Source organism: Variovorax sp. OK212 (genome assembly GCF_900112425.1).
In the GTDB taxonomy this organism is placed as follows: Bacteria; Pseudomonadota; Gammaproteobacteria; order Burkholderiales; family Burkholderiaceae_C; genus Variovorax.
In genome coordinates, this window is the sequence record NZ_FOLP01000009.1 from 90806 (window position 1) to 115237 (window position 24432).

At 70.5% G+C, this 24432-nt stretch carries 24 protein-coding genes; 15 read left to right on the forward strand and 9 right to left on the reverse strand.

What is annotated here, in order from left to right; genetic code table 11:
* Positions 1-33: 33 nt before the first annotated feature.
* From BM004_RS24275 to BM004_RS24295, 5 genes are all read left to right on the forward strand, one after another.
* Positions 34-1329 carry an aconitase X gene (locus BM004_RS24275; protein ID WP_093217575.1) on the forward strand — a complete coding sequence of 432 codons (1296 nt, stop codon included), beginning with the start codon at positions 34-36 and terminating at the stop codon, positions 1327-1329.
* Positions 1326-1775, forward strand: a complete 450-nt coding sequence (locus BM004_RS24280; protein WP_093217577.1) for an aconitase X swivel domain-containing protein — start codon at positions 1326-1328, stop codon at positions 1773-1775. The genes BM004_RS24275 and BM004_RS24280 overlap by 4 nt, the downstream gene beginning before the upstream one ends.
* Complete coding sequence (locus BM004_RS24285) at positions 1772-3472, forward strand: dihydroxy-acid dehydratase (protein WP_093217578.1); 1701 nt, start codon at positions 1772-1774, stop codon at positions 3470-3472. Before BM004_RS24280 ends, BM004_RS24285 begins: the two co-directional genes overlap by 4 nt.
* A 120-nt stretch (positions 3473-3592) precedes the next feature.
* On the forward strand, positions 3593-4744 hold the full coding sequence (locus BM004_RS24290) for a porin (RefSeq protein WP_093130837.1): 1152 nt from the start codon (positions 3593-3595) through the stop codon (positions 4742-4744).
* Between the two features lie 21 nt (positions 4745-4765).
* Positions 4766-5743: a Bug family tripartite tricarboxylate transporter substrate binding protein gene (locus tag BM004_RS24295; protein WP_093217579.1), complete on the forward strand. Its 978-nt coding sequence runs from the start codon at positions 4766-4768 to the stop codon at positions 5741-5743.
* 21 nt (positions 5744-5764) lie between these two features.
* On the opposite strand, the gene BM004_RS24300 is transcribed toward BM004_RS24295, so the two are convergent.
* The 8 genes from BM004_RS24300 to BM004_RS24335 form a co-directional block, all read right to left on the reverse strand.
* On the reverse strand, positions 5765-6904 hold the full coding sequence (locus BM004_RS24300; protein ID WP_093130833.1) for an acyl-CoA dehydrogenase family protein: 1140 nt from the start codon (positions 6902-6904) through the stop codon (positions 5765-5767).
* Positions 6901-7227, reverse strand: a complete 327-nt coding sequence (locus BM004_RS24305) for a DUF6285 domain-containing protein (protein WP_093217581.1) — start codon at positions 7225-7227, stop codon at positions 6901-6903. The genes BM004_RS24300 and BM004_RS24305 overlap by 4 nt, the downstream gene beginning before the upstream one ends.
* A 3-nt stretch (positions 7228-7230) precedes the next feature.
* Positions 7231-8253 (reverse strand): phosphotransferase family protein, encoded by a 1023-nt coding sequence (locus BM004_RS24310; protein WP_256220028.1) that lies wholly within the window; start codon positions 8251-8253, stop codon positions 7231-7233.
* Position 8254: 1 nt separating this feature from the next.
* Positions 8255-9778, reverse strand: a complete 1524-nt coding sequence (locus BM004_RS24315; RefSeq protein ID WP_093217582.1) for an acyl-CoA synthetase — start codon at positions 9776-9778, stop codon at positions 8255-8257.
* Between the two features lie 48 nt (positions 9779-9826).
* The gene (locus BM004_RS24320) at positions 9827-10702 is read right to left on the reverse strand and encodes an enoyl-CoA hydratase-related protein (protein ID WP_093217584.1); all 876 of its coding nucleotides are present in this window, start codon (positions 10700-10702) and stop codon (positions 9827-9829) included.
* A complete protein-coding gene (locus BM004_RS24325; protein ID WP_093217585.1) occupies positions 10699-11832 on the reverse strand; it encodes an acyl-CoA dehydrogenase family protein in 1134 nt (377 codons plus the stop codon). Before BM004_RS24325 ends, BM004_RS24320 begins: the two co-directional genes overlap by 4 nt.
* The gene (locus tag BM004_RS24330) at positions 11829-13019 is read right to left on the reverse strand and encodes an acyl-CoA dehydrogenase family protein (protein ID WP_093217587.1); all 1191 of its coding nucleotides are present in this window, start codon (positions 13017-13019) and stop codon (positions 11829-11831) included. Before BM004_RS24330 ends, BM004_RS24325 begins: the two co-directional genes overlap by 4 nt.
* Before the next feature lie 137 nt (positions 13020-13156).
* Entirely contained in the window at positions 13157-14020 is an 864-nt protein-coding gene (locus BM004_RS24335; protein ID WP_093217588.1) for a class I SAM-dependent methyltransferase, read from the reverse strand.
* Between the two features lie 271 nt (positions 14021-14291).
* Between BM004_RS24335 and BM004_RS24340 the strand changes: the two genes are divergently transcribed.
* The gene (locus BM004_RS24340; RefSeq protein ID WP_093130819.1) at positions 14292-15353 is read left to right on the forward strand and encodes an AraC family transcriptional regulator; all 1062 of its coding nucleotides are present in this window, start codon (positions 14292-14294) and stop codon (positions 15351-15353) included.
* A 13-nt stretch (positions 15354-15366) separates the two neighbouring features.
* A complete protein-coding gene (locus BM004_RS24345) occupies positions 15367-16467 on the forward strand; it encodes a hypothetical protein (RefSeq protein WP_093217589.1) in 1101 nt (366 codons plus the stop codon).
* 57 nt (positions 16468-16524) lie between these two features.
* Here the strand turns inward: BM004_RS24345 and BM004_RS24350 are convergent, their stop codons facing one another.
* Entirely contained in the window at positions 16525-17712 is a 1188-nt protein-coding gene (locus tag BM004_RS24350) for an ABC transporter substrate-binding protein (protein ID WP_093130815.1), read from the reverse strand.
* A gap of 188 nt (positions 17713-17900) precedes the next feature.
* Between BM004_RS24350 and BM004_RS24355 the strand changes: the two genes are divergently transcribed.
* The 8 genes from BM004_RS24355 to BM004_RS24385 all read left to right on the forward strand — a co-directional run bounded on the left by BM004_RS24355 (position 17901) and on the right by BM004_RS24385 (position 24382).
* Entirely contained in the window at positions 17901-19163 is a 1263-nt protein-coding gene (locus BM004_RS24355; protein ID WP_093217591.1) for a dienelactone hydrolase family protein, read from the forward strand.
* Positions 19160-20134, forward strand: a complete 975-nt coding sequence (locus BM004_RS24360) for a PDR/VanB family oxidoreductase (protein ID WP_093217592.1) — start codon at positions 19160-19162, stop codon at positions 20132-20134. The genes BM004_RS24355 and BM004_RS24360 overlap by 4 nt, the downstream gene beginning before the upstream one ends.
* Before the next feature lie 27 nt (positions 20135-20161).
* Positions 20162-21502 (forward strand): aromatic ring-hydroxylating dioxygenase subunit alpha, encoded by a 1341-nt coding sequence (locus BM004_RS24365; protein ID WP_093217594.1) that lies wholly within the window; start codon positions 20162-20164, stop codon positions 21500-21502.
* Positions 21499-21984 (forward strand): aromatic-ring-hydroxylating dioxygenase subunit beta, encoded by a 486-nt coding sequence (locus BM004_RS24370; RefSeq protein ID WP_093130807.1) that lies wholly within the window; start codon positions 21499-21501, stop codon positions 21982-21984. The genes BM004_RS24365 and BM004_RS24370 overlap by 4 nt, the downstream gene beginning before the upstream one ends.
* Positions 21981-22574, forward strand: coding sequence for a cysteine hydrolase family protein (locus tag BM004_RS24375; RefSeq protein WP_093217595.1), 594 nt, complete (start codon positions 21981-21983; stop codon positions 22572-22574). The genes BM004_RS24370 and BM004_RS24375 overlap by 4 nt, the downstream gene beginning before the upstream one ends.
* Complete coding sequence (locus tag BM004_RS24380) at positions 22571-23365, forward strand: SDR family oxidoreductase (protein ID WP_093217597.1); 795 nt, start codon at positions 22571-22573, stop codon at positions 23363-23365. The genes BM004_RS24375 and BM004_RS24380 overlap by 4 nt, the downstream gene beginning before the upstream one ends.
* A gap of 74 nt (positions 23366-23439) precedes the next feature.
* Positions 23440-23664 (forward strand): hypothetical protein, encoded by a 225-nt coding sequence (locus BM004_RS40780; RefSeq protein WP_143072489.1) that lies wholly within the window; start codon positions 23440-23442, stop codon positions 23662-23664.
* Between the two features lie 223 nt (positions 23665-23887).
* Positions 23888-24382: a BspR family type III secretion system anti-sigma factor gene (locus BM004_RS24385; RefSeq protein ID WP_256220029.1), complete on the forward strand. Its 495-nt coding sequence runs from the start codon at positions 23888-23890 to the stop codon at positions 24380-24382.
* The last annotated feature ends 50 nt before the right edge of the window (positions 24383-24432 follow it).

The following is a 24432-nucleotide window of genomic DNA, read 5'->3' on the forward strand; positions in this document are numbered from 1 at the left end:
CCCCACGACCACAGAAGAACGGAGACACAGGCCATGCACCTGAGCGATGAAGAAAAAGCCATGCGGGACGGCCGGGACGGGCCGGCCGTGCAGAAGGCGATGGACCTGCTGATGCGCTACGGCGAGGCACTGGGCGCCGAGCGGCTGGTGGAAACGCGCAACGTCTGCGCCACCATCACCTCGACCACGCCCTTCCAGCGCGACTTCGCGCTCGCCAAGGGCGGCGGCATGGACGCGGTGTTCTCCGAATTCAGCCTCGACAGCCAGGAGACCGTCGAGATCCCCAAGTTCAAGGTGTTCACCAGCCACCTGCAGCTGGGCTTCGACCCCGGCCAGCCCGAGCGCATGGGCGTGAGCGAGGAGATCGTGCAGTTCTACAACCGCAGCGAGCGGCATGCCGCGGGCCTGGGCGCGCAGATCATGAACACCTGCACGCCCTACCAGGTCGGCAACATTCCCACGCGCGGCGAGCACTGCGCATGGATGGAATCGTCGGCCGTGGTGTATTGCAACTCGGTGCTGGGCGCGCGCACCAACACCGAAGGCCGCGAGAGCACGGGCGCGGCCATGCTCACCGGGCGCATTCCGTACTGGGGCTACCACCTCGACGACAACCGGCGCGCCACGCACGTGGTCGAGCTCGACATCGAGGTCGAGTCGGTGCAGGACTGGGGCCTGCTGGGCTACTACATCGGCGAGCACGTGCAGGAGCGCGTGCCGGTGGTGCACAGCAGGCGCGGCATCGGGCGCGTGCCCAACCTGCCGCGGCTCAAGCACTTCGGCGCGGCGGCTTCGTCTTCGGGCGGCGTGGAGATGTACCACATTGCCGGCGTCACGCCCGAGGCGCTGACGCTCGAGCAGGCGCTGGGTGGAAGGGCGCCGGTCGAGGTGCTGCGCTACGGCGAGGCCGAGCGGCGCGCCACCTACGAGAAGATCAACGTGACCGGCAAGGACGCGGAGGTGCAGTACGTGATGCTCGGCTGCCCGCACTACACCATCGAGCAGATCTGGGAGGCCGCGCAGCTCATCGAGGGCCGCAAGGTGCACCCCGATTGCGAGCTGTGGATCTTCACGCCGCGCGCCATCAAGTCGCTGGCCGACCGCAACGGCTACACGAAGATCATCGAGGACGCGGGCGGCATCCTCATGAGCGACAGCTGCTCCGCCATGAGCCGCGCCGTGCCCAAGGGCACGAAGACCGTGGCGCTCGACTCGGCCAAGCAGGCCCACTACCTGCCCGCCATCCTCGGCGTGCAGGCCTGGTTCGGCAGCACCGCCGAATGCATCGACGCTGCCTGTACCGGGCGCTGGAACGGGGGCTACGCATGAGCACGGCCGTCTTGAACGAACAGGTCATCGTCATTCACGGGCGCAAGGTCGTGGGCGGCGTGGCCGAGGGCGAGGCACTGGTCACGCGCGACCGCATCTCGGGCTGGGGCGGCATCGACCCGCGCACGGGCACCGTCATCGAGACGCGGCACGAGCTGCGCGGCCAAAGCTTCGCGGGCAAGGTGCTGGTGTTCCCCGGCGCCAAGGGTTCGTCGGGCTGGTCCGCCATGTTCCACATGACGCGGCTCATGAACGTGGCGCCCGCCGCGTTTCTCTTCAACGAGATGACCACCAAGATGGCGCTGGGCGCGGTGGTCACGCATTCGCCCGCCATGACCGACTTCGAGCGTGACCCGCTCGCCTGCATCGAGACCGGCGACTGGGTGCGCGTGGACGCCGACCGCGGCGTGATCGAGATCACCAAGAAAAAAAGAGGCACGCCATGACCCGTCCCCTGCGCAGCAACTTTCCGCGCGGCTCCTACCTCTGGTCGGTGCGCAACGCGCACTGGCGCGCGCTCGGCATTCCCGAGGAGGACTGCGAGAAGCCGAAGATCGCCATCGTCAACAGTTCGTCCGAGCTGGCGGCGTGCTTCAGCCACCTCGACCGCGTGGCGGTGGAGGTGAAGGCCGCCATTCGCGCGGCGGGCGGCGTGCCCTTCGAGATCCGTACGGCCGCGCCCAGCGACTTCATCACCGGCGCCGGCGCGCGCGGCGCCTACATGCTGGCCGCGCGCGACCTGGTCACCAACGACATCGAGGTGGCCGTCGAAGGCGCGCAGCTCGACGGCATGGTGTGCCTCACCTCGTGCGACAAGACCGTGCCGGGCCAGCTCATGGCGGCCGCGCGGCTGAACATCCCAACCCTGCTGGTGCCCTGCGGCTACCAGCCCAGCGGCGAGTACCGCGGCCACCACATGGACATCGAGGAGGTGTTCATCGGTGCGATGCATGCCGTCACCGGCAACCTGCCGGTGGAAGAACTCGTGGGCATGAGCCGCGAGGCGATCCGCGGCCCCGGCGTGTGCTCGGGCCTGGGCACGGCCAACTCGATGCACATCGTGTGCGAGGCGCTCGGCATGGCGCTGCCGGGCAGCGCGCCGGTGGCGGCGCTCAGCGAGAAGATGATGGCCGACGTGCGCGCCGCCGGCACGCGCATCGTGCAGATGGTGTGGGACGACCTGAAGCCGCGCGACATCCTCTCGCCCGGCGCCTTCGCCAACGCGGTGCGCGCGGTGCTGGCCATCGGCGGCTCGCTCAACACCGCCAAGCACCTGCAGGCGGTGGCCACCGAAGGGCAGTGCGGCGTCGACGTGTACGGGCTCTTCGAAAGCCTCGGCCCCACCACGCCGGTGCTGGCCGGCGTGCGGCCCATCGGCGCGCATTCGATCGAAGCCTTCGAGGCGGCGGGCGGCTGCCGCGCGTTGATGAAGCAGCTCGCGCCGCTGCTGGACACCGGCGCGCGCACCGTCACCGGCGCTACCGTGGCCGACAACCTGCAAGGCTTCGGCGTGGCCGATGCCGAGGTGATACGCCCCATCGAGCGCCCGGTGGCGCCGCTGCCCGCCATCGTGCTGCTGCGTGGCAACCTCGCGCCAGAGTCGGGCCTCATCAAGACCGGCATCGCCGAGCGCAAGGTGCGATGCTTCACCGGCCCGGCCGTGTGCTTCTGGAGCGCCGACGCGGCCATCACCGCACTGAAGCAGGGCGAGATCGTGTCCGGCCAGGTGATCGTGATGCGCGGGGCCGGCGCCTGCGGCGGCCCCGCCATGGGCGGCGGGGCGTCGCGCGTGGTGTTCGCGGTCGACGGCGCGGGGCTCGGCGACGACGTGGCGCTGCTCACCGACGGCCACCTCTCGGGCCTGGTCTGCAAGGGCCTCGTGGTGGCCGAAGTGTCGCCCGAGGCGGCGCTCGGCGGCCCGCTGGGCCTGCTGCGCGACGGCGATGTGATCACCATCGACCTCGATGCGCGTCGGCTCGACGTCGCGCTGAGCGACACCGAACTGCAGGCCCGCCGCGCCGACTGGCAGGCGCCGCCGCCGGCGAACGACACCGGCTGGCTGCAGCAGTACCGGCGCAACGTCGGCGCGCTTTCGCAGGGCGCCGTGCTGGTGCGTGCGGAGCGCCGCGAGCCCGCGAGCTAGACCACCCCTTTCCCCAGGCTGAGATCACCCCGGCGCGCATGCCCGTGCGCCCCGGGTGGCGCAGCCCTGCGCGCGTGCCGAGTTGTTCAACCAAGAAAAGAAGCAGGAGACAGAGAAAAAATGAAAAAGCAATGCATGTGGCCGGCGGTCGGTCTGGCGGGCCTCACCGGCCTTGCGAGTCTTGCGGGTGGGGCGGCGCACGCCCAGTCCAGCGTCACGATGTTCGGCGTGGTGGACCTGGGCATCCAGTACACCCACGGCGCCGGCGTGGGCTCGGTCAAGGCGCTGTCGAACGGCGGGCTGTCGACCAGCCGCCTGGGCTTTCGCGGCACCGAAGACCTGGGCGGCGGCCTGCGCGCGGGCTTCTGGCTCGAGGGCAGCCTGAACCCCGACACCGGCGGCGGCCGCGCCAGCAACTCCAACAACCAGACCAGCGGCGCGGGCACGGCCGGCCCGATCACCTTCGACCGCATGTCCTTCGTGAGCCTCTCGCACGACAGGCTGGGCGAACTGCGGCTGGGGCACGACTTCATTCCCACGCACTACAACAGCATCTACTTCGACCCTTTCAACGCCAACGGCGTGGCGCGCGCGGGCAACCTCACCTTCGCGGCCGCGGGCACCGGGCCGCTGCCCACGGGCATCACGGGCAGCAACACCGTGAGCTACTGGCTGCCGGCCAACCTGGGCGGCCTCTACGGCATGGCGATGGCCGGCACCGGCGAGAACGACTCGACCGCCGCGAACCGCGACGACGGCAACTTCGCGGGCGCGCGCATCGGCTTCGCGTCGGGCGCGTTCGACATCGCGGCGGCGTTCACGCGCACGCACTACAACGCGGGCGCGGCCATCGGCAAGTACTCGCACGCCAACATCGGCGGCTCGTGGGACGCGGGCTTCGCGAAGTTCTTCGCGCTCTACAACATGGTGCGCGTGGAGGTCCTGGCCGGCACCGTGCGCAAGAACACCGCGGAGATCGGCGCGCACATTCCGGCCTTCGAGGTCGGGCGCATCCGCATCAGCTACGCCTACCTGAACGACCGCAGCGACGACAGCGTGCGCAACGCCGACGGCATGCCGCGCAACCGGGACGACGCGCGCCAGTTCGGCATCGGCTACGTGCACAACCTCTCGAAGCGCACCGCGCTGTACGGCACCTACGCGCGGCTCATGAACAGCGGCCAGGCGCGCTACGTCGTCAGCGGCGGCGTGGCGCCCGCGGCCGGGCAGCGTTCGTCGGGCTGGGAGTTCGGCGTGCGGCACGCCTTCTGAAGCGCTCCAAAGGAGAACACCATGCAACGCAGAACCCTGACTGCGGCGGCCCTGTGGGGCGGCGCCGCCGCGCTGTGCGGCCTGCCGGCGGCCGCCGCGCTGGCCGACGAGGCCTACCCGCAGAAGCCGCTGAGGCTGATCGTCGGCTTCGCGCCCGGCGGCGGTGCCGACGTGCTCACGCGCATCATCGCGGAGGGGCTGGCCAAGCAGCTCGGCCAGCAGGTGATCGTGGAGAACCGGCCCGGCGCCGACGGCGTGCTGGCGGCGCAGGCCACCTCGTCGGCCAGGCCCGACGGCTACACGCTGCTCATGGGCACCAACACCGCGATGGTGGCCGCGCCCACGATGCGGCCCACGCCGCCGTACGACCCGTTCAAGGCCTTCACGCCCATCAGCTCGGCCGGCCAGTTCTCGATGTTCCTCGTGGTGCCGTCGAACCTGCCGGTCAAAAGCGTGGGCGAGCTGCTCGCGCTGGTGGCGTCGAAGCCCGGCGCGCTCAACTCGGCCTCGAGCAACAGCGCGTCGGAACTCGCCATGCTGCAGCTGCTGGGCGAGCGCAAGGTGGTCAACGCGCGCTACAAGGGCGACATGCAGGCCATGACCGACCTGCTGGGCGGGCAGATCCACATGATGTTCACCACCGGCACGCTGGCGCCGGGCTTCGTGAAGGAAGGGCGCATCCGCGCGCTGGTGGCACTGCTGCCGCAACGCAGCGCCTTGCTGCCCGAAGTGCCCACGGGCGGCGAGCTGGGCCTGGGCAAGCTCACCATCACGCCGTGGGCCGGCTTCTTCGGACCGCCCGGCCTGCCGCCGGCCATCACGCAGAAGCTGTCGCTGGAGCTGCAGAACACGCTCAGGCGGCCCGACGTGCGAGAGCAGCTGGGCCAGCAGGGTTTCGAGGGCTACGGCATGAGCCCGGAGAAGTTCGGCGCGTTCTTCCGCGCGCAGTACGACGCCTTCGGCGCCACGGTGCGCGAGCACAACGTGAAGTTCGAATAGCCCCTGCCAACCGGTCCGAGCTCAGCGCATCAGTTCGCGCGCGATCACCACCCGCTGGATCTGGTTGGTGCCCTCGAAGATCTGGTTGAGCTTGGCGTCGCGCATCATCTTCTCCACCGGATAGTCGCGCACGTAGCCGTAGCCGCCGAACACCTGCACGGCGTCGGTCGTCACCTTCATGGCCACGTCGCTCGCGAAGCACTTGGCCATGCTGGCGAACTTGGGCAGCTGCTGCCAGTCGCCGGCGTCGGCCAGGCGCGCCGTTTCGTACACCAGGCAGCGCGCGGCCTCGATCTGCATGGCCATGTCGGCCAGCATGAACTGGATGCCCTGGAACTCGATGATCGCGCGCTTGAACTGCTTGCGCTGCTTGGCGTAGGCCAGCGCCGCGTCGAGCGCGCCCTGCGCCAGGCCCACCGACGCCGCCGCGATGGCCGGGCGGTTGAGGTCGAGCGCGCGCATCGCCGAGCGGAAGCCCTTGCCTTCCTCGCCCAGGCGGTTTTCGGCGGGCACGCGCACGTTGTCGAGGTAGACGGGCACGTTGATCGTGCCCTTCATGCCCATCTTGCGTTCGTTGCGCCCGAAGGTGAGGCCCTTGCTGGCCTTCACGTCGACGATGAAGGGGCTGATGTCGTCGGCCCCGCCGCGCTCGCCGGTCTTGGCGAACACCAGGATGTGGTCGGCGCGGCTGCCGAAGGTGCACCACTGCTTCTGGCCCGTGAGCAGGTAGCTGTCGCCGTCGCGCACGGCGCGCGTGCGCATGCCGCCCACGTCGCTGCCGCAGTCGGGCTCCGAGATGGCAATGGCCGTGACGGTGCGGCCTTCGGCCAGCAGCGGCAGGAAGCGGTTCTTCTGTTCCTCGGTGCCGAAATGCATGATCGGCAGCGCGAACATGGTGTTCATGCCCGCCATCAGCGCGCACGACTCCGACACGCGCGAGATCTCCTCGCGCGCGATGCACACCATCGTGAGGTTCGCGCCCGGGCCGCCGTAGGCCTCGGGCACCCACAGCTGCAGCAGGCCCATGTCGCCGTAGATGGGAATGAGCTCTTCGGGAAAGCGGTCGTTCTCGTCGATCTCGGCGGCAATGGGCGCCACGTGGCGCTCGACCATGCGGCGCACGCCGTCGCGAAAGGCGGTCTGTTCTTCGGTGAAGTTCATGGGGCAGGGCTTTCGGGGTTCGTCCACTTGGGGTTGTTGAGGGCCAGCGCCTGGGCCAGGTCCGCGCGCAGCTGCGCGGCCAGGCCGGGCGAGTCGATGGGAAGCCGGCCGCTGCGGATCGCTTCGGCCAAGGCGAGGTCGGCCGCGCCGGCGCCGTTCGGCGGCGCGGCCGACCGCAGCTCGCGCTCGACGATGCGCAGCACGTTCACCGTCACGCGTGCCTGGAACCGGTGGTAGCCGTCGAGCGTGGGCAGCAGTTCTTCTTCGAGGTAGCGCGCGGCGGCCTGCAGCAGGGTGGCGGCGGGTGGCACGGAGGTCGGCATGGCTCAGCCCTCGATCAATTGGAGGAAGTCCCACAGCGGCTCTTCCATGCGCCGCCCCACGGCGCACAGCTCCACGCTGGCCGGGCTGCCGTCGCCGCGCACCGAGAGCCCGCGCCGCACGCAGCCGATGGCCCACTTCAGGTTGGAGAAGGCCTCCCAGAAGCGCACGCGCGCCGGCTCGACCGGCACGCCGCTGGCGCGTTCGTAGGCCGCGTACAGGTCGTCGCGCGCGCCGAAGCCGCCGGCCTCGGGCGCGCCGCCGAAGCGCCATGTCTTCATGCACAGCACGCCCAGGTCCTGCATCGGGTCGCCGATGCGCGCGATTTCCCAGTCGAGCACGCAACGGATGCCTTCGGGGCCGACGATGAGGTTGCCGGTGCGGAAGTCCGAATGCACGAGGGCATCGCGCCATTCCGTGGGCAGGTGCCGGCGAATCCATTGCAGCGCGAACTCGAGCGCGGGGTGGCGAAAGCCGGTGCGCTCGAGCAGGTCGCCGTATACCGCGAGTTCCTGCGCGGGCGACAGGCGCTGCAGGAAGGGAAGCGGCTGCGTCGGCGTGGCGTGGATGGCGGCGAGGATCTCGCCCGCCTGCGCCGCCATCGCGGCGCGTGCCACGGCAAGGGCCGGGTCGCCCACCACCTTGCGCCCCAGCGTCTCGCCTTCGACGCGCGCGGTGACGTAGCCACGGTCAAGGCCGTCGTGCACGTCGAGGATGGCGACCACCCGCGGCGCCGGTACGCCGTGCGCGCGGGCCGCGATCATCACGCGCGCGTCCTCGGCGGCGTCGAGCTTCGGCGCACAAGGGCCGAATGAAGGGCCGGGTGAAGGTCCGGACGAAGACGGCCGCGCGGGCGTCTGCTGCAGGATCATCGGCTGCCGCCCGTCGCCGGTCAGCAGGTCGAACGACCAGGTGGTCTTGGTCGCACCGCCGGTGAGCCGGCGCAGGTCTTCGACGCGGCCGTTCAGCCCCGCGTGCCGCTGCAGTGCGCTCGCCAGGCGCGGGCCGAGGTCGTGCACGCCGGACACCTCAGATCTTCCGCCCCGCCGCCTGCCAGAACGGGTCGCGCAGCCGGCGCTTGAAGATCTTGCCGCTGTCCTCGCGCGGCAGCGCCGCGTGGAAGTCGATGCGGCGCGGCACCTTGTAGCGGGCGATGCGCGCTTCCAGGAAGGCGCGCAGCTGCGCCGCGTCGGGCGTGGCGCCGGGCATCGGCTCGACGGCCGCGGCCAGCGACTCGCCCATCTCGTCGTCGGGAATGCCGAACACCGCGCAGTCGCGCACCTCCGGGCACTGCAGCAGCACCGCCTCGATCTCGGCCGGGTAGATGTTCACGCCCGCCGAGATCACCATGTCGGCGCGGCGGTCGCACAGGTAGAGGTGCTCGTCCTTCACGTAGCCGACGTCGCCGCAGCTGACGAGGCCGTCGCGCTCCACCTCGGCGCGCTTTTCGGGGTGGTTGTGGTACGTGAAGTCGGCGTACGCGGGCACGCGCACGAAGATCTCGCCGACCTCGCCCGGTGCCACCGGCTGGCCGTCTTCGCCGTACAGCGCCATGCGCGCGCCGGGCGTCAGGCGGCCCACGCTGCCCGGGAAGGCGAGCCAGTCTTCGGGCGTGCTGAGCGTGGCGGTGCCCACCTCGGTGCCGCCGTAGGTCTCGTAGACCACCGGGCCCCACCAGTCCATGAGCGCGCGCTTGGTCTCGGGCGAGCAGGGCGCGCCGGTGTGCGTCACCCATTGCAGCGAGCGCAGGTCGTGGCGCTGGCGCACCGCCTCGGGCAGCTTGAGCATGCGCACGAACATCGTGGGCACCGCCACCATGTGCGTGATGCGGTGGCGCTCGATGGCCGCGAGCGCGGCCTCGGCGTCGAACCGGGTCTGCATCACCAGCAGGTCGGCCACCTGCAGCGCCTGCCGCGCGAAGGCATTGGGCGACGAGTGGTACAGCGGCCCGCCGATCAGCGCGCGCACGCCCTGGCGCAGGCCGTACACGCTGCGCAGCAGCTCGACGTAGGCGGCGGCCTGCTCGGGCGTGGCGGCATCGCGCTTCACGCCCTTGGCACGGCCGGTGGTGCCCGAGGTGTAGATCATGGTCGCGCGGCTGCGCAGCGGCGGGCCGTCCCACGGCGCGAAGGACTCGAGCCACGCGTTCCATTCGGGGGCGCCGGGCGGCAGCGCAACGGCCTCGTCGTCCAGCGAGAAGCTGCGCTTCGCCTCGGGCGGCGTGGGCACGGTGATGACCCGGGTGGTGGCCGGCACCTGCTCCCGCACCGGCGCGAGCAGGTCGGCGTGCGCGACCAGCACCTTCGGCTGCACGTCGTTCACGATGTAGAGCACCTCTTCGGGCTTGCCGTGCCAGTTGACGGGCACCGCGTAGGCGCCGAGCGCGGCGGCCGCCTGCTGCGCCTCGAAGAAGGCGAAGTCGTTGCGCAGCAGCAGCGCGACGGCATCGCCTTCGCGCACGCCCAGCGCATGGAGGCCGCGCGCGGCGCGCAGTGCGCGCTGCATGAGCGCATCGCGCCCCATGCTGCGCTGGTCGAGGATCACCTGGCTCATGTCGTCGTGTCTCCGTGATCTGGCGGCGCTTTCATGCCGCTTCTTGTTTCAGGCGCGGAAGGGGGGCTCGGTCCACCATGGGTAGAACGCCGGCATGCCGTTGCTCACCCGGTCGGGAAAGCGCGCGGGCCGCTTCTCCCTGAACGAGGCCACGCCCTCGGCCGTGTCCGCCGAGGTGCCGCGCGCCGCCAGCGCGGTGCTCTCGAGGCGGTGCGCCGCCATCGGGTGGCCCTCGCCCAGCATGCGCCACATCAGCTGCCGCGTGAGCGCCACCGATACCGGCGCGGCGTTCTCTGCGATGCCGCGCGCCAGCGCCTGCGCGCGGGCCAGCAGGTCGCCGGGCTCGCACACCGCGCTCACCAGGCCGCCCGCGGCAGCCTCGGCCGCATCGAACACGTGCCCGCCCAGGCTCCATTCGAGCGCCTTCGAGATGCCCACGACACGCGGCAGGAACCAGCTCGCGCAGGCGTCGGGCACGATGCCGCGCCGCGCAAAGACGAACCCGAAGCGCGCGTCGCTCGCGGCAATGCGCACGTCCATCGGCAGCAGCATCGAGGCCCCGATGCCCACGGCCGCGCCGTTGACCGCGGCGATCAGCGGCTTGGTGCATGCGAAGAGCCGCAGCGCGAGCACGCCGCCGCCATCGCGGCCCGGCTCGTCGGCGGAATCGGGATCGGGATCGGCGTCCGGTGCGGCACCGAACGCGCCCGCGCCCTCCGACAGGTCGAAGCCCGCGCAGAACGCGCGGCCCGCGCCGGTGACCACGATGGCGCGCACCGCGTCGTCGGCATCGGCGCGGTCGATGGCCTCGCACAACTCGCGGCGCATCGCACGCGTCATGGCGTTCATCTTCTCGGGCCGGTACAGCGTCAGCGTGAGCACCGGGCCCGAGCGGTCCCAGCGGATCGTCTCGAACGCGCTCATGCCATCGCCGCGAGCCGCATGGCCTGCGCCTCGACGTCGCCGAACAGCTGGTCGATGAGCGTGACGCGGCGCAGGCAGTGGCCGACCGCGTATTCCTCCGTCATGCCGATGCCGCCATGCAGCTGCACCGCCGCGTGGCACACGGCGCGCGCGTGCCGACCGATCACCAGCTTGGCGCGCGCGAGGTCGGCGCGCGCACCGGGCGCGTCGAGGTCGTCGGCGGCCACCGCCGCGACCATGGCCATGCTGCGCGACATTTCCAGCGCCACCAGCATCTCGGCCGCGCGGTGGCGCAAGGCCTGGTTCTCGCCGATGGCGCGGCCGAACTGCCGGCGCGTGCCGAGGTAGTCGATGGCCAGCGCGTAGGCCGTTTCCATGGCGCCGACCGCGTCCGCGCAGACGGCGGCCGTGCCCATGGCCAGCGTGCCTTCGAGCGCGCGCAGCGCGGCGGCGCCGTCGTGCGGATCGCCCAGCGGCTGCGCCCTGGCGGCGTTGAAGCGAAGCTCGCCCGCGGGGGTGTCGTCGACCAGCCGGTGCGCGCGGCAGGCGATGCCCGCGGCGCGCGCATCGACATGGAACAGCGCCACGCCGTGCGCGTCGCCGGGTTCGCCCGCGGTGCGCGCGCTCACCACGAAACGGTGGGCCGACGGCGCGTGCAGCACGTTGCACTTGGCGCCGTCGAGCAGCCACTGGCCGTCCTGCTGGCGCGCGCGCGTCTCTATCCACAGCGGCGCATGGCGCGCGGCCTCTTCGTCGTGCGCCCAGGCCAGCCGCAGCTCGCCGCTGGCCACGTCGGGCAGCAGCTGCACCTGCAGCACCTCGTCGGCCGCCAGCCGCACGGCGGTGGCACCGAGCACGATCGACGACAGGAAGGGCTCCAGCACCAGCGCCTTGCCCAGTTCCTGCATCACGGGCATCAGGTCGGCCGCGCCGCCGCCGAAGCCGCCGTGCGCCTGCGGCAAGGGCAGGGCGGTGAGGCCCAGCGCGGCCAGTTGCTGCCACGCGGGCAGGCTCCAGCCGGTGGCCGACGCCGCGATGGCGCGGCGCTTTTCGAAGCCGTACACATCACCGAGCAGGCGCGCGAGGCTGTCGCGCAGCGCGAGCTGTTCGTCGTTCAGTTCGAAGTTCATGCCTGCGCCGCTCCGGAGCCCAGGATGGTCCTGGACAGAATGTCTTTCTGTACCTCGCTCGTGCCGCCGTAGATGCTGGCGGCGCGGCTGTAGAAGTAGCGCATGGCCAGCGGGCCGGCCCAGTGCGCGGCGCCTTCGCCGTCGTGCGGGTGGCGCTCCATGGCCGAGGGCCCGGCGATGCGCTGCAGCAGTTGCGCGATGTCCTGCTGCAGTTCGGTGCCCTTGAGCTTGAGCACCGAGGCGAAGCCGGGGTTCTTCTGCGCCGTGTCGGGCGAAAGCAGAAAGCGCCAGTTGGTCACCTCCAGCGCGCGCACCTCGGCGTCGAGCATCGCGAGTTCGCTGCGCAGCTTGGGGCTTTCCAGCAGCGGCCGGCCGGCCTCGGTGAGCCTGCCGGCCAGCTCGCGCGCGTATTCGAGCCGCTCGCGGCACAGGCCCACGTTGGCGATGCCGGTGCGCTCGTTCATCAGCAGGTACTTGGCGCAGTCCCAGCCGCGGCCTTCCTCGCCCACGAGGTTGCCGACCGGTACGCGCACCTCGTCGAAGAACACCTCGTTGAGGTGGTGCTGCCCGTCGATGGAGGTGATGGGGCGGATGGTGACGCCTGGCGTGCGCAGGTCGATCAGCAGGAACGAGATGCCGTGCTGCTTGCGGCCCTCGCCGTCGGTGCGCACCAGCGCGAACACCCAGTCGGCCAGGTGCGCGGTGGTGGTCCAGATCTTCTGGCCGTTGACGACGTAGTCGTTGCCCTCGCGCCGCGCGGCGGTGCGCAGCGAGGCCAGGTCGGAGCCCGAGCCCGGCTCCGAGAAGCCCTGGCAGAACCAGAGGTCGAGGTTGGCCAGCTTCGGCAGGAAGTGGCGCTTCTGCGCGTCGGTGCCGAACTTCATCAGCACCGGGCCGAGCATGCCCACGTTGAACACCTGCGGCAGCGGCGCGCTCGCGCGGAACAGCTCGTCGAGCAGGATCAGCCGCTCGGCCTGGCCCAGTTCGGCGCCGCCGTACTCGCGTGGCCAGTGCGGCGCGGCCCAGCCCTTCTCGTTGAGGATGCGCTGCCAGGTGACGGTGTCCTGCTTGCGCGGCGGGTGGCCCAGCCGCAGGCGCTCACGGATGTCGGCGGGCAGGCGCGTGTGCACGAAGCGGCGCACCTCGTCGCGGAATTCGGCCTGGCGGGCGGTCAGATCCAGATTCATCGATAGCAGGGCGGGGACGCCCGAAGTTGGCTGAAAGGATCATAGCCCGATGCGCTTCATTGGATCAACCATTAAATTTTTGACGATAAAAAAGCGCCGGAGGGCCGGCGCTTTCGATCGCATCTGGCGAGCCGTCTTCAGGGCTTGACGAACTTCAGCACGAACTCGTCCTTCGGCTGCGGCGGTTCGGGCGTGTTGCGGTCGCGCGGGTCCGAGGGGTTGCGCAGGAAGTTGCCTTCGCCCACTTGCCTGAACCCGGCCCGCTCGACTTCCGCGCGCAGGAAAGCTTGCTCGATGCGGTGCAGCGTGCCCGATTCGGAAATGCCCGTGCCCGCGCGTCCCGCGTGGTCGGCAATGACATAGATGCCGCCCGGCTTGAGCGCGGCGAACACGGCACGGTTCACCGCGGCGCGGTCCACGCCCATGTGGCCGAAGTCGTGGTAGTTGAACATCAGCGTGACCAGGTCAAGGCCGTTCGCCGCGAGCTCGGGCGGCACCGGGTCTTCGAAGGGCCGGACCACGGCGACGATGTTGCTCGCGTTCGGGTTCCTGGCGCGTTCGGCCAGCGCGACGGGTGAAGGGCGCGGCCCGGCGGAAGGTGCTGTGGGTGCCGTGGGTGCCGTGGGTGCGGCGCCCATCGGCGCGGGGGCCGCGGCACCCTCGGGCTGCGCGGGGCGGCTCATCGGCGGGCGCGGCGGGCTCTGGCCGTACACGCGGCCGTTCGCTCCGGTGGCGCGCGCGATCAGCTCGGTGGTGTAGCCGCCGGCCGCGCTCAGGTCGAGCGCGACCATGCCGGGGCGCACGCCGATGAAGGCCAGCATCTCCTGCGGCTTGCGCCGCGCGTCGTTGCGCCGGTCGGCGTCGCTGCGATCGGGGCTGGCAACGATTTCGGCGATGCGGGCCTGCGAGATCGCCGGTGTCTGCGGTCCCGGCGTGGTGCAGGCGGCGAGCGCCACGGTGAGGCCCGCGAGGGCTGCGGCAAGGGTCTGGCGAAAGGGCATGGACGAGCTCCGGGTTTCGGGTTCCAGGTTCCGAACAGGGATTGCATCCGGCCCCCATGGCGCGAACGCAGCCCCGCCAGTCTATGCCTCGGTTCTTTCGCCTGCCTGAGGCCGGTGGCTGCCGGCCATCGGCTGGGCAAGGTTCTTGCTGCAAATGCGGGGCTGCCCGGGCAACTCCCATGGCGGCAAGCGGCTGCCGGACGTAGATTTCCGGCGTGCGGCAGGCATCCGTTCCTGTCCGCTTCCCCCACTTTGATCCGCAGGAGTGTCCGTGGACGCATGGTCGAGCCAGCAGTTGTCGCCGTTGTACGGACGCGAGGTCTTTCGCTCGCGCGAGGCCGACGAGACCCATGCGCGCGTCGCCCATGAACTCAAGCCGCACCGCAGCGTGTGGGGCCATGGCGACGTCGACGCCATCTTCTGCCGCGCCGAGCTGAGCGCACTGTCGTTGTGCATCCTGCGCTACGGCTGCGACGTCGACATCGAGCCCGACGCGCTCGGCAACTTCGTGCTCGTGCAGATGCCGCTGCGCGGCCATGCCGACATCCACACCGGCGGCCAGACGCTGCAGATCCACCCCGGGCAGGGCGCCATCGTCTCCGCGCACAAGCCGGTGCGCCTGCGCTGGCATGCGGACTGCGAACAGCTGATGCTGAAGATCGAGCTCAGCCGGCTGCAGGAAGTGGCGCGCCAGGCCTTCGCGCTGCGCGGCACGGACACCGTGGGCGAGATCGATTTCGAGATGCCCTTTCGCCTCGACGACGCGGCGGGCACGCAGTGGTGCCGCATGGTGGCCGGCCTGGCGTCGCTGCTGCCCTCGAGCGGCTTCGCCTCGTTCGATGCGCGCTGGCTCGCGCACTGCGAAGACAACCTGATGCTCTACCTGCTGTGCCACCACCCGAACTCGGTGCTGCAGCGGCACGCCGACGTGCAACGCGGCTCGGAGCAAACGAGCCTGCAGCAGCTGCGGCGCGCGGAAGAATTCATGCGCGAGCGGCTCGATGCCGCCTTGTCGCTGGAAGACGTGGCGCAGGCCGCGGGCGTGACGCGGCGCGGGCTCGGCCTGCTGTTCAGGCGCTACCGCGACCTGTCGCCCGGCGAGGTGCTGCGCAACATGCGGCTGGACGCGGCGCATGCGCAGCTGGCGCGCAACGACGGCGCGAGCGTGACGGAGGTGGCGCTGAACTGCGGGTTCTCGCACCTGAGCCGGTTCGCGGCCTGCTACAGGGAGCGCTTCGGGCAGCTGCCGCGGGATACGTCGCGGCATACGTCGCGTGATACATCGCGTGACACCGTGAGAGACAGCTCGCGCCTTTCGGTTGCGAGGCACTGACACTCACGCAGCCATGACCGTCTCGCTTGCCGCTTCGCTCATCGATCTTGCCCTCGGCTTCGAACTCGCAGCGATCGGCAAGGCCGCTGGCAACCGATTCGCGCTCGAGGGCGTGACATGCAAACCCGGACAGGACGGCGCCATCGAGGTCCGGGTCCAGAAACTCGAGGCGACCGCACTGCGGCTCGCGTTCGGGCCGCTCGTGCTGGACATCGGCCGCATTGCCCTGCACGAGCTGGTGGCGCGGATACGGACCGACGCCGGCGCGGCGCGCCTGGCTGCCGTCGAGGCACGCGAAGCGGAGTTCTCGGGATGGAAGCTGCAGGGCCCTTTGAGCTTGCCGTCGCAGATCCGCAAGGTCTGGGACGCTTCGCAGAAGCCTGCCGAACCGGCCGCGGATGCATGGCGCCTTGACCCGTTCGGCCAGGCCGAAGGCACCGTGCGTGCACAGATCACCGACGCGCACCTGCTGTTCGACGCCGACGTGACGGTGCCGATCCGGCACGGCGAGATCGACTTCAACGATGCGACGGTCGAGCATGTCGGACCCGACTCTCGCATGGGCATCAGCCGGCTGGGCCTGTACGTCGACGCGCCCAACGGGCGCAGCTACCTGTACCAGTTCGCGTCGGCACCGCTGGCCGGCGTGGAGTTCGAGCGCCGCGGCGCGTTGCTGAGCCCGTGGGTCTCCGAGCGTGGCAAGCTGCAGCTGCAGGTGTTCGCGGAGTCGACGCTCCGGCAAGGTCGCGAGAGCCTGGACCCGGGGCTGACGGCGCAGGCGCGCCTGCTGTTGGGCCGCACCGCGCTGTCGGGCGAGGTCCGGCTCGGCGATGGCGTGCTGGCCATGCCGGGCGTGCAGGTGCATCTGGAAGGACGCGACGGCGGCGCCAATGTGCTCGCGCTGCATGCCGATTCCGTCGGCCGTGGCTTGACCGCGGAGATCGCATCGTTTGCGGCGCGCGACGCCGTGGCGAGCTGGCAGGGCGCGCAATTCGGCTTCGACGCGCTGGCCGCGGCGCTCGCGCTGCAGTTGCTGCGCGAAGGGCCTTCCATGCGCTTCGTGCTCGACCTGGGGAGCGGCAAGGTCACGAAGCCGCGATTCGCTTCGCGCTGAGAGGCAGGCAACGCGACCGGCACGACGCACCGGACGTCGCACCGGTCTTTGCCTTCTTCAGGACTTCATCGCGCACTGCGCCGCGCTGGTGTCCTGGTAGTTCTGCAGCACCGTCCCGATCACCTTGTTGGCGATGCGCCCGTTGGCGTCCTTGCCGATCACGCGCAGGTAGTAGTTCTGGATCGGAAAGTTGTTGGCGCCGTAGCGGAAGTCGCCGCGCACCGACTTGTAGTTGGCCGCCTTGATCGCCTTCAGCAGCGCGGGCCGGTCGGCCACCTTGCCGCCGACGTCGCGCACCGCGGCGTCCATGGCCATCAGCACGTCGTAGGCCTGGCCCGCATAGAACGAGGGGTTGCGTCCGTTGTTCTGTTCGCGGAAGGCGGCTACGAAGCGCTGGTTGGCGGGGTTGTCGAGGTCGAAGGACCAGTGCGCGGTGTTGAAGAGGCCGAGCATCGGGTCGCCGACGGCCGGAATCATGTCTTCGTCGGCGGAAAAAGCCGTGGAGATCAGCGCCACGTCCTTCGACAGCCCCGCGCCCACGAACTGCTTGATGAAGCTCACGCCCATGGCGCCGGGCAGGAAGAAGTACAGCGCGTCGGGCTTGGACGCGCGGATCTGCGCGAGCTCGGCCGAATAGTCGAGCTGGCCCAGCTTGGTGTAGAGCTCGTCGCCCACCGAGCCCTTGTAGGTGCGCTTGAAGCCGGTGATGGCGTCCTTGCCGCCGGGATAGCTGGGCGCGATGAGCGCCACTTTCTTGAAGGCCTTGTCGGAAGCGAACTTGCCGGCCGCCTCGTGGTACGCGTCGTTGGGGTACGACGCGCCGAAGAAGTACGGGTTGCAGCGCGCGCCCGAATAGTCGCTCGGGCCGGTGTTGCTCGACAGGTAGGGCACCTTGGCCGCGAAGAGCGGCGGGCCGACGGCCAGCGCGACCGAGGAGCCGACCGGGCCGGTGAACAGGTCGATCTTGTCGCGCATGAGCATGCGGTCGACCGCCTGGCGCGCGGTTTCGGGGTTGCCGGCGGTGTCGGCCTCGACGTACTCGACCGGCACGCCGCCGAGCTTGCCGCCCAGCTGCTTCATGGCCACGGCGAAGCCGGCCTTCGCCTCGGCGCCGCCGACGGCGAACGGGCCCGACAGGTCCATGGCGAGACCGACCTTGACTGTCTGCGCCTGCGCGGGGGTGGCCAGCGCGCCGACGGCGATGGCGATGGCCCACAAGGCGGGTTGGATGCTTGCCTGCGACATGAAAGAGCTCTCCTGTGGAGGGGGTTCGGTGAACGTGGGGGAGGGAAATGCAGGGCGCAGTCTGTGGGCCGCGGCGGCGCGGCGCTATCCGTTTCGTGCAGCCGGACCGGTTGCACGAAATGGACAGACAGGCGGGCGGGGCGGTCCACAGAATCGCCGCCGAACCCCACCACTCCAGAGACACCCCGATGAGCAGCTACATCGACATTCCGGCCGCCGACGGCCAGCAGACCTTCCGCGGCTACCTGGCCCTGCCGGCCTCGGGGCGCGGCCCCGGCATCGTGCTGTGCCAGGAAATCTTCGGCATCAACGACTACGTGCGCGAGGTGGCCGACCTCTACGCCGAAGAGGGCTACGTGGTGCTCGCGCCCGACCTGTTCTGGCGCATGGAGCCCGACGTGGAGCTGGGCTATTCGCCCGAGGACTGGCAGCGCGCCTTCGGTTTCTTCCAGAAGTTCGACATCGATGCCGGCGTGGCCGACGTCACGGCGAGCGTGAAGGCGCTGCGCGCGCACCCGGCCTGCAACGGCAAGGTCGGCGCGCTGGGCTTCTGCCTGGGCGGCAAGCTCGCGTACCTTGCGGCCGCGCACTCGGGCGTGGACGCGGCCGTGGGGTACTACGGCGTGGGCATCGAAGGCGCGCTCGACCTGGTGCCGAAGATCGAATGCCCCCTTGCGCTGCACTTCGCGGAGCTCGACCAGTTCTGCCCGCCCGAAGCGCGCGCGCAGGTGCTGGAGGCCTTCGCGGGCAAGCCGGGCGCGCAGATGTACGTGTACCCCGGCGTCGACCATGCCTTTGCGCGCACCGGCGGCGACCACTTCGACAAGCCTTCCACGCTCATGGCGCACCAGCGCTCCATGGCGCTGTTCAAGGAAGCGATCGGCCCGGTCTACGACCTGTCGGCGCTGTGGGACAAGCACTGCGAGTACGAGTTCGCCACGCGCGACGTGGTCGCGACCATGGCCACGATGGTGAGCGAGCCCTACGTCAACCACATCCCGACGATGACGGGCGGCGTGGGCGCCAAGGAGCTGTCGCGCTTCTACAAGCACCACTTCATTCCGACCACGCCGCCGGACACGCGGCTCACGCCCATCTCGCGCACGGTGGGCGCCACGCAGATCGTCGACGAGATGCTGTTCTGCTTCACCCACACGGTGGAAGTCGACTGGATGCTGCCGGGCATCGCGCCCACGGGCAAGCCGGTGGAAATTCCGCTGGTGGCGATCGTGAAGTTCCGCGGCGACAAGCTGTACCACGAGCACATCTACTGGGACCAGGCCAGCGTGCTGGTGCAGATCGGCCTGCTCGACCCGAAGGGCCTGCCCGTGGCCGGCGCGGAAACGGCGCGCAAGCTGGTCGATGAAACGCTGCCGTCGAACACGCTGATGACGCGCTGGGCGAAGTCGACCGCGCTGACCATCGCCGACCCGGCGCTGCCGCCGGGATGAGCGGCACGCTCAATATGTCGGACATGCTGGAGCTGGTGGTGGCATCTGTCACCTCGCTCACGCCGGCCATCAAGGCCTTCGTGCTGCGCAGCGCGAACGGGGCGCCCTTGCCGCCGTTCACACCGGGGGCGCACCTGGGCGTGCAGGTGATGCAGCCCAACGGGCATGCGGGGCAGCGCGCCTATTCGCTGGCGAGGCCGCACGACGCGTCGGGCTGCTACGAGATCGCGGTGCTCGACGAGCCGCAAGGCGCGGGCGGTTCGGCATGGATGCATGGCCTGACGGAAGGCGCGGCGCTGACCGCGCACGCGCCGCGCAACGACTTCGTGCTGCACAAGGGCAACGCCGCGCCGCTGCTCATCGCGGGCGGCATCGGCATCACGCCGCTGCTGTGCATGGCGCGGGCGCTGGCCGCCGAAGGCCAGGCTTTCGAGTTCGTCTACGCCACGCGCAGCGAAGAGGCCACGGCCTACCTGCAGGAAGTGTGCGCGCTCGGCGGCACTGCGGTGCACGACGGCGGCGATCCGTCGCGCGGCATCGACCTGCGCGCCTTGCTCGCGGCACCGGCCACCGGGCGCCATCTGCACGTCTGCGGCCCGCGCGGCATGGTGCAGGCCGTGGTCGACACGGCCCGCGCGCTCGGCTGGCCCGGCGACCACGTGCACTTCGAGCTCTTCGCCGGTGCGCTCGAGCAGGCCGGCGACAAGGCCTTCGAGGTGCGCACGCTGCGCTCGGGCAAGACGCTCACGGTGCGGCCCGACCAGAGCCTGCTCGACGTGCTCATCGCCGCCGGGCTCGACCCGCTGTACGACTGCCGCCAGGGCGACTGCGGCGTGTGCGCCGTCGACGTGGCCGAAGGCGTGCCCGACCACCGCGACCACAACCTGAGCCCGCGCGAGAAGGCGGGCGGCAAGACCATCTGCACCTGCGTGTCGCGCGCGAAGACGCCGCAGCTGGTGCTCGACATCTGACGACCCCACGATTCCAGGAGACCCACCATGACCACCGACCTGCAGGACCTCGTGCAGCCCGACCGCGTGCACAAGCGCGTGTACACCGACCCCGCCATCTTCGAGCTGGAGATGGACCGCGTCTTCGGCCAGGCCTGGCTCTACGTCGGCCACGAAAGCCAGGTGCCCAAGCCCGGCGACTACTTCACCACCCGCCTGGGCCGCGAGCCCGTGGTGATGGTGCGCCACACCGACGGCGAGGTGCACGTGATGTTCAACCGCTGCCCGCACAAGGGCGCCAGGCTGGTGCCCGAGGGCAGCGGCAGTGCCGGCAAGTTCCTGCGCTGCCTGTACCACGGCTGGACCTTCAAGTGCGACGGCTCGCTGCTGTCGGTGCCGCTGCGCAGCGGCTACGAAGACACGGCGCTCGACCTGAAAGACCCGCAGTACGGCGTGCGCAACGTGGCGCGCGTGGCCACGCACCGCGGCTTCGTGTTCGCGAGCCTTTCGAAGGAGGGGCCCGGGCTCACCGAATTCCTGGGCGGCGTGGCCACCTCGCTCGACAACTTCTGCGATCGCGCGCCCGACGGCGAAGTGGAAGTGGCGGGCGGCGTGCAGCGCGTGATCCAGCGCAACAACTGGAAGATCTTCTTCGAGAACCTGCACGACACCATCCACGCGGTGGCCACGCACGAGTCGTCGTGGCGCGCGGCCAAGGAAGAGTACGAGGCCATGCCTGCGGGCACGCCCAAGCCCTTCGAGGTGGTGATCGTCGACGGCAACGGCGAGCCGCTGGACTTCTGGGAGAAGCTCGAGCTCAAGGGCTACGACAACGGGCACGGCTTCATGGAAGGCATCTTCGTGCCGCCGACCGACCCGGTGAGCCTGGCCTACGTGGCCTCGCTGGAGGCCAGCAAGGGGGCGGCGCGCGCCGACGAGATATTGCGCGTGAACCGGCACAACACCATCGTCTACCCGAGCTGCTCGCCGCACACCTCGTTCCAGCAGATCCGCGTGATCCGGCCGCTGTCGGTGGACCGCACGCTGGTCGAGATCTTCAGCTTCCGGCTGAAGGGCGCGCCGGAAGCGAGCTTTCAGCGCACGTTGAAGTACACCAACATCGTCAACTCGCCGTCGTCCAACGTGATGGCCGACGACCTGGAGGCCTACAACCGGGTGCAGGAAGGCCTGGGCTCCGACGGCGGCGACTGGGTCAGCATGCACCGCGCGGCGGGCCGCGACCAGCCGCTGCCCGGAGGCCGCGCCTCCAACGGCAACAGCGAGATGCCGTCGCGCAACATGTTCGCGGCCTGGGCCGGGTACATGGGCGTGGGCGTGGGGGTGGGTACGGGCGCGGGCGCGGGCGTGCAGACCGGGAGCGCCGAATGAACTTCATCGACTGGAACGAACAGCAGGCGGTCACGCAGTTCCTGCACCACGAGGCGCGCCTGCTCGACGAGCACCGCTGGGACGAATGGCAGAAGCTCTTCACGCCCGACGGGCTGTACTGGGTGCCGCTGGTGCACGGCCAGACCGACCACGTCAACCATGCCTCGCTGTTCTGCGAAGACACGCTGCTGCGTTCGATGCGCGCGCGGCGGCTCGAGCAGGCCCGTGCCTATTCGCAGCAGCCGCCCACGCGCACGGTGCACGTGGTGGGCAACATCGGGCTCGAAGCGCGCGACGAGGCCGGTTGCGTGGTGCGCTCCAGCTTCATGCTGCTGGAATGGCGCAAGACCGAGCAGCGCGCCTTCGGCGGCAGCGTGGCGCACACGCTGCGCCGGGAGGGGGATGCGTTCCGCATCCAGATGAAGCGCGTGGACCTCGTCAACTGCGACGCGCCGCACGAAGCTCTGCAGGTGTTCATGTGAAGGCCGCGCTGCTGGCCATGCACTACCAGAACGACGTGCTGCACGCCGACGGCAAGGTGCGCGTGGGCGTGGCCGCCGACGACCCGGCGCGCCCGCGGCTGATCGCTTCGGCCGGCCGCCTGATCGCCGGCGCCCGCGCCCACGGCGTGCCGGTGATCTTCGTGCGCATCGCCTTTGCGCCGGGCTACGCGGACTGCCTGGACAACTGCACGCTGTTCCGCCGTGTCGCCGAGACCGGCGCGGTGCAGGACGGCGCCTGGGGCGCGGAGTTCTACAGCGAACTCGCGCCGTTGCCGGGCGAGGCCGTGGTCACGCACAAGCGCAACAACCCCTTCTGGGCCAGCGGGCTCGAAGAGGCGGTGCGTGCCACCGGCGCCGGCCGGCTGTACGTGGCGGGCATCGCGACCAACCACGTGGTGGAGCACGGCGCGCGGCATGCGAGCGACCTGGGCTACCGCGTGGCAGTGGTGGCCGACGCCTGCAGCACCGCGCAGGCGCACCTGCACGCGGCCAGCCTCGAGACACTGGCGATGCTGGCGGACGTGGTCCAGGTCGACGATGCCGTGCGGCAGATGGGAGGCCTGCAATGACCCCGGAGCTGCAAGGCAAGGTCGCCATCGTCACCGGCGCGGCCGCGATGCTCGGCCGCGCGATCGTGCGCGCGTTCGTGCAGGCCGGCGCCCAGGTGCTGGCGGTCGACATCGACGTGCCGCGCGGCGAGGCGCTGGCGGCCGGGCTCGGTGCGCGTTGCCGTTTCGTGGCCTGCGACATCGCCTCCGACGCGGCGCTCGACGCCTTGGTGGCGGGCGCGTTGGGCACCGAAGGGCGCATCGACTTCCTCGTGAACAACGCCGTGGTCTACGGCGACGCCGGGCTCGACGCCGCGCGTGCCGACTGGCTGGCCGCGCTGAACGTCAACCTCGTCTCGGGTGCGATGCTGGTGCAGAAGACCACCGAGGCGCTGGCGGCGCAGGGCGGCGCCATCGTGAACATGGGCAGCGTCGGCGGCAAGTTCGGCGCGGCGGGGCGGGCGCTGTACCCGGCGGCGAAGGCGGCGATCCTGCAGCTCACGCGCAACCAGGCGGCGAGCCTGGCGCCGCGGCGCGTGCGCGTGAACTCGGTGTCGCCGGGGTGGACGTGGTCGGACGCGCTCTCGCGCATGACGGGCGACGACCGCGCGCTGGCCGACCGCGTCGGCGCGCCGATGCATCCGCTGGGCCGGGTGGGCGACGGCGACGACGTGGCGCAGGTGGTTCTCTTCCTGTGCTCGGACGCGGCGCGCTTCGTCACGGGCGCGGACATTCCGGTCGACGGCGGGTTCTCGATGCTCGGGCCGGACCAGGGGCGATCGGCGCGGGACTGGTTCGAATCGCAGGCGTGAGGGGAGGGGCAGTCTCGGTCTGGCACGGCGCATGCGTGCGAGCCGAGGCATCACCAGCTCCCAAGGAGTCGCCGATGCGAAGTTTCGATCCAGACACGCGAGATGTCGCGCACGAGACATCGCCGGTGGTGATCAGCGTCTTCCCGGGAACGATCGCAATCTGCGACGGCGACGATGGCGACGGCGGACCTCGCAGCGGCACGCCCCCATTGGCCGCGGCCTGGCGCGCGCTCAGCCGCCTCGCCAGGGCCTTTTCGCAGCCGGGCAACCTGCACCTGAACAAATATTCGAGCGGCTGAACCGCCGCAAATCCTGGCCTCATGGGTACTAATTGACACTTAGTGACACTGGCTTGGGAACTGTTCGCTGACACGTGTTACATACGAGGACGCCCTCATGGGTGCTCCACTTACTGGCAACGTGTCTACCGCACCTCTTTCATCGTCAAGCCCTGTTTCGCCGCTGCCGAATCTGCGCGCGTTCGAAGAGGCCGCGCGTCAGAAAACCGATGGCGTCATCGAGTTGGACGGCGACCGGCTGCAGGTGCTCGCCACCGGTGCCACCCCCACGCAGCGTTCGGTGGCCTGGGTCAGGCCGCAGGGCGGGGCCGACACCACCTCCGCTTTCGTTGCCGCGCTGGGCCAGTCTTTCTCCGGCGGCATCACCCAGGCCGTGGCGCGCGAGCTCGACCTGGCCCCCGCGGCCGGCGTGCCGCTCGCGTCGCGCACGGTCAGCCTGGCCATCGACATGGCGCGCACCGGCCGCCAGGCGATGGACGGCGTCGACTTTCTCACGCGGCTCGACTTCTCGGCCGCCAACCGCGGCGCCGGCTTCGAAGCCGCGTGCCGCAACGCCGGCGTGCAGCCGTCCGGCCTGAGCGCCGCGCAGCGCACGCACATCGACGCGGCGCTCGACAGCCGCTTTGCCGGCGCGGCGGAAGCCGGCCAGTCGCCGGTGTCCGCCGGCACCGCGGCCGGCTGGCTGCGCCAGATCCTGGCCGAACTCCCCAAGGACTGAACGGCGTCCGCCGTAGAGCGCCCGTGCTACCACGGGAGCCACCGCTCGTC

Excerpts from the sequence above, each read along its gene's own strand:
- BM004_RS24380 (WP_093217597.1), top strand. The coding sequence starts at position 22,571 with ATGACCCCGGAGCTGCAAGGCAAGGTCGCCATCGTCACCGGCGCGGCC.
- BM004_RS24335 (WP_093217588.1), bottom strand. The coding sequence starts at position 14,020 with ATGCCCTTTCGCCAGACCCTTGCCGCAGCCCTCGCGGGCCTCACCGTG.
- BM004_RS24325 (WP_093217585.1), bottom strand. The coding sequence starts at position 11,832 with ATGAACTTCGAACTGAACGACGAACAGCTCGCGCTGCGCGACAGCCTC.
- BM004_RS24300 (WP_093130833.1), bottom strand. The coding sequence starts at position 6,904 with ATGAACTTCACCGAAGAACAGACCGCCTTTCGCGACGGCGTGCGCCGC.
- BM004_RS24280 (WP_093217577.1), top strand. The coding sequence starts at position 1,326 with ATGAGCACGGCCGTCTTGAACGAACAGGTCATCGTCATTCACGGGCGC.
- BM004_RS24295 (WP_093217579.1), top strand. The coding sequence starts at position 4,766 with ATGCAACGCAGAACCCTGACTGCGGCGGCCCTGTGGGGCGGCGCCGCC.
- BM004_RS24355 (WP_093217591.1), top strand. The coding sequence starts at position 17,901 with ATGAGCAGCTACATCGACATTCCGGCCGCCGACGGCCAGCAGACCTTC.
- BM004_RS24365 (WP_093217594.1), top strand. The coding sequence starts at position 20,162 with ATGACCACCGACCTGCAGGACCTCGTGCAGCCCGACCGCGTGCACAAG.
- BM004_RS40780 (WP_143072489.1), top strand. The coding sequence starts at position 23,440 with ATGCGAAGTTTCGATCCAGACACGCGAGATGTCGCGCACGAGACATCG.
- BM004_RS24285 (WP_093217578.1), top strand. The coding sequence starts at position 1,772 with ATGACCCGTCCCCTGCGCAGCAACTTTCCGCGCGGCTCCTACCTCTGG.
- BM004_RS24360 (WP_093217592.1), top strand. The coding sequence starts at position 19,160 with ATGAGCGGCACGCTCAATATGTCGGACATGCTGGAGCTGGTGGTGGCA.
- BM004_RS24305 (WP_093217581.1), bottom strand. The coding sequence starts at position 7,227 with ATGCCGACCTCCGTGCCACCCGCCGCCACCCTGCTGCAGGCCGCCGCG.
- BM004_RS24345 (WP_093217589.1), top strand. The coding sequence starts at position 15,367 with ATGACCGTCTCGCTTGCCGCTTCGCTCATCGATCTTGCCCTCGGCTTC.
- BM004_RS24330 (WP_093217587.1), bottom strand. The coding sequence starts at position 13,019 with ATGAATCTGGATCTGACCGCCCGCCAGGCCGAATTCCGCGACGAGGTG.
- BM004_RS24350 (WP_093130815.1), bottom strand. The coding sequence starts at position 17,712 with ATGTCGCAGGCAAGCATCCAACCCGCCTTGTGGGCCATCGCCATCGCC.
- BM004_RS24275 (WP_093217575.1), top strand. The coding sequence starts at position 34 with ATGCACCTGAGCGATGAAGAAAAAGCCATGCGGGACGGCCGGGACGGG.
- BM004_RS24315 (WP_093217582.1), bottom strand. The coding sequence starts at position 9,778 with ATGAGCCAGGTGATCCTCGACCAGCGCAGCATGGGGCGCGATGCGCTC.
- BM004_RS24370 (WP_093130807.1), top strand. The coding sequence starts at position 21,499 with ATGAACTTCATCGACTGGAACGAACAGCAGGCGGTCACGCAGTTCCTG.
- BM004_RS24320 (WP_093217584.1), bottom strand. The coding sequence starts at position 10,702 with ATGAGCGCGTTCGAGACGATCCGCTGGGACCGCTCGGGCCCGGTGCTC.
- BM004_RS24290 (WP_093130837.1), top strand. The coding sequence starts at position 3,593 with ATGAAAAAGCAATGCATGTGGCCGGCGGTCGGTCTGGCGGGCCTCACC.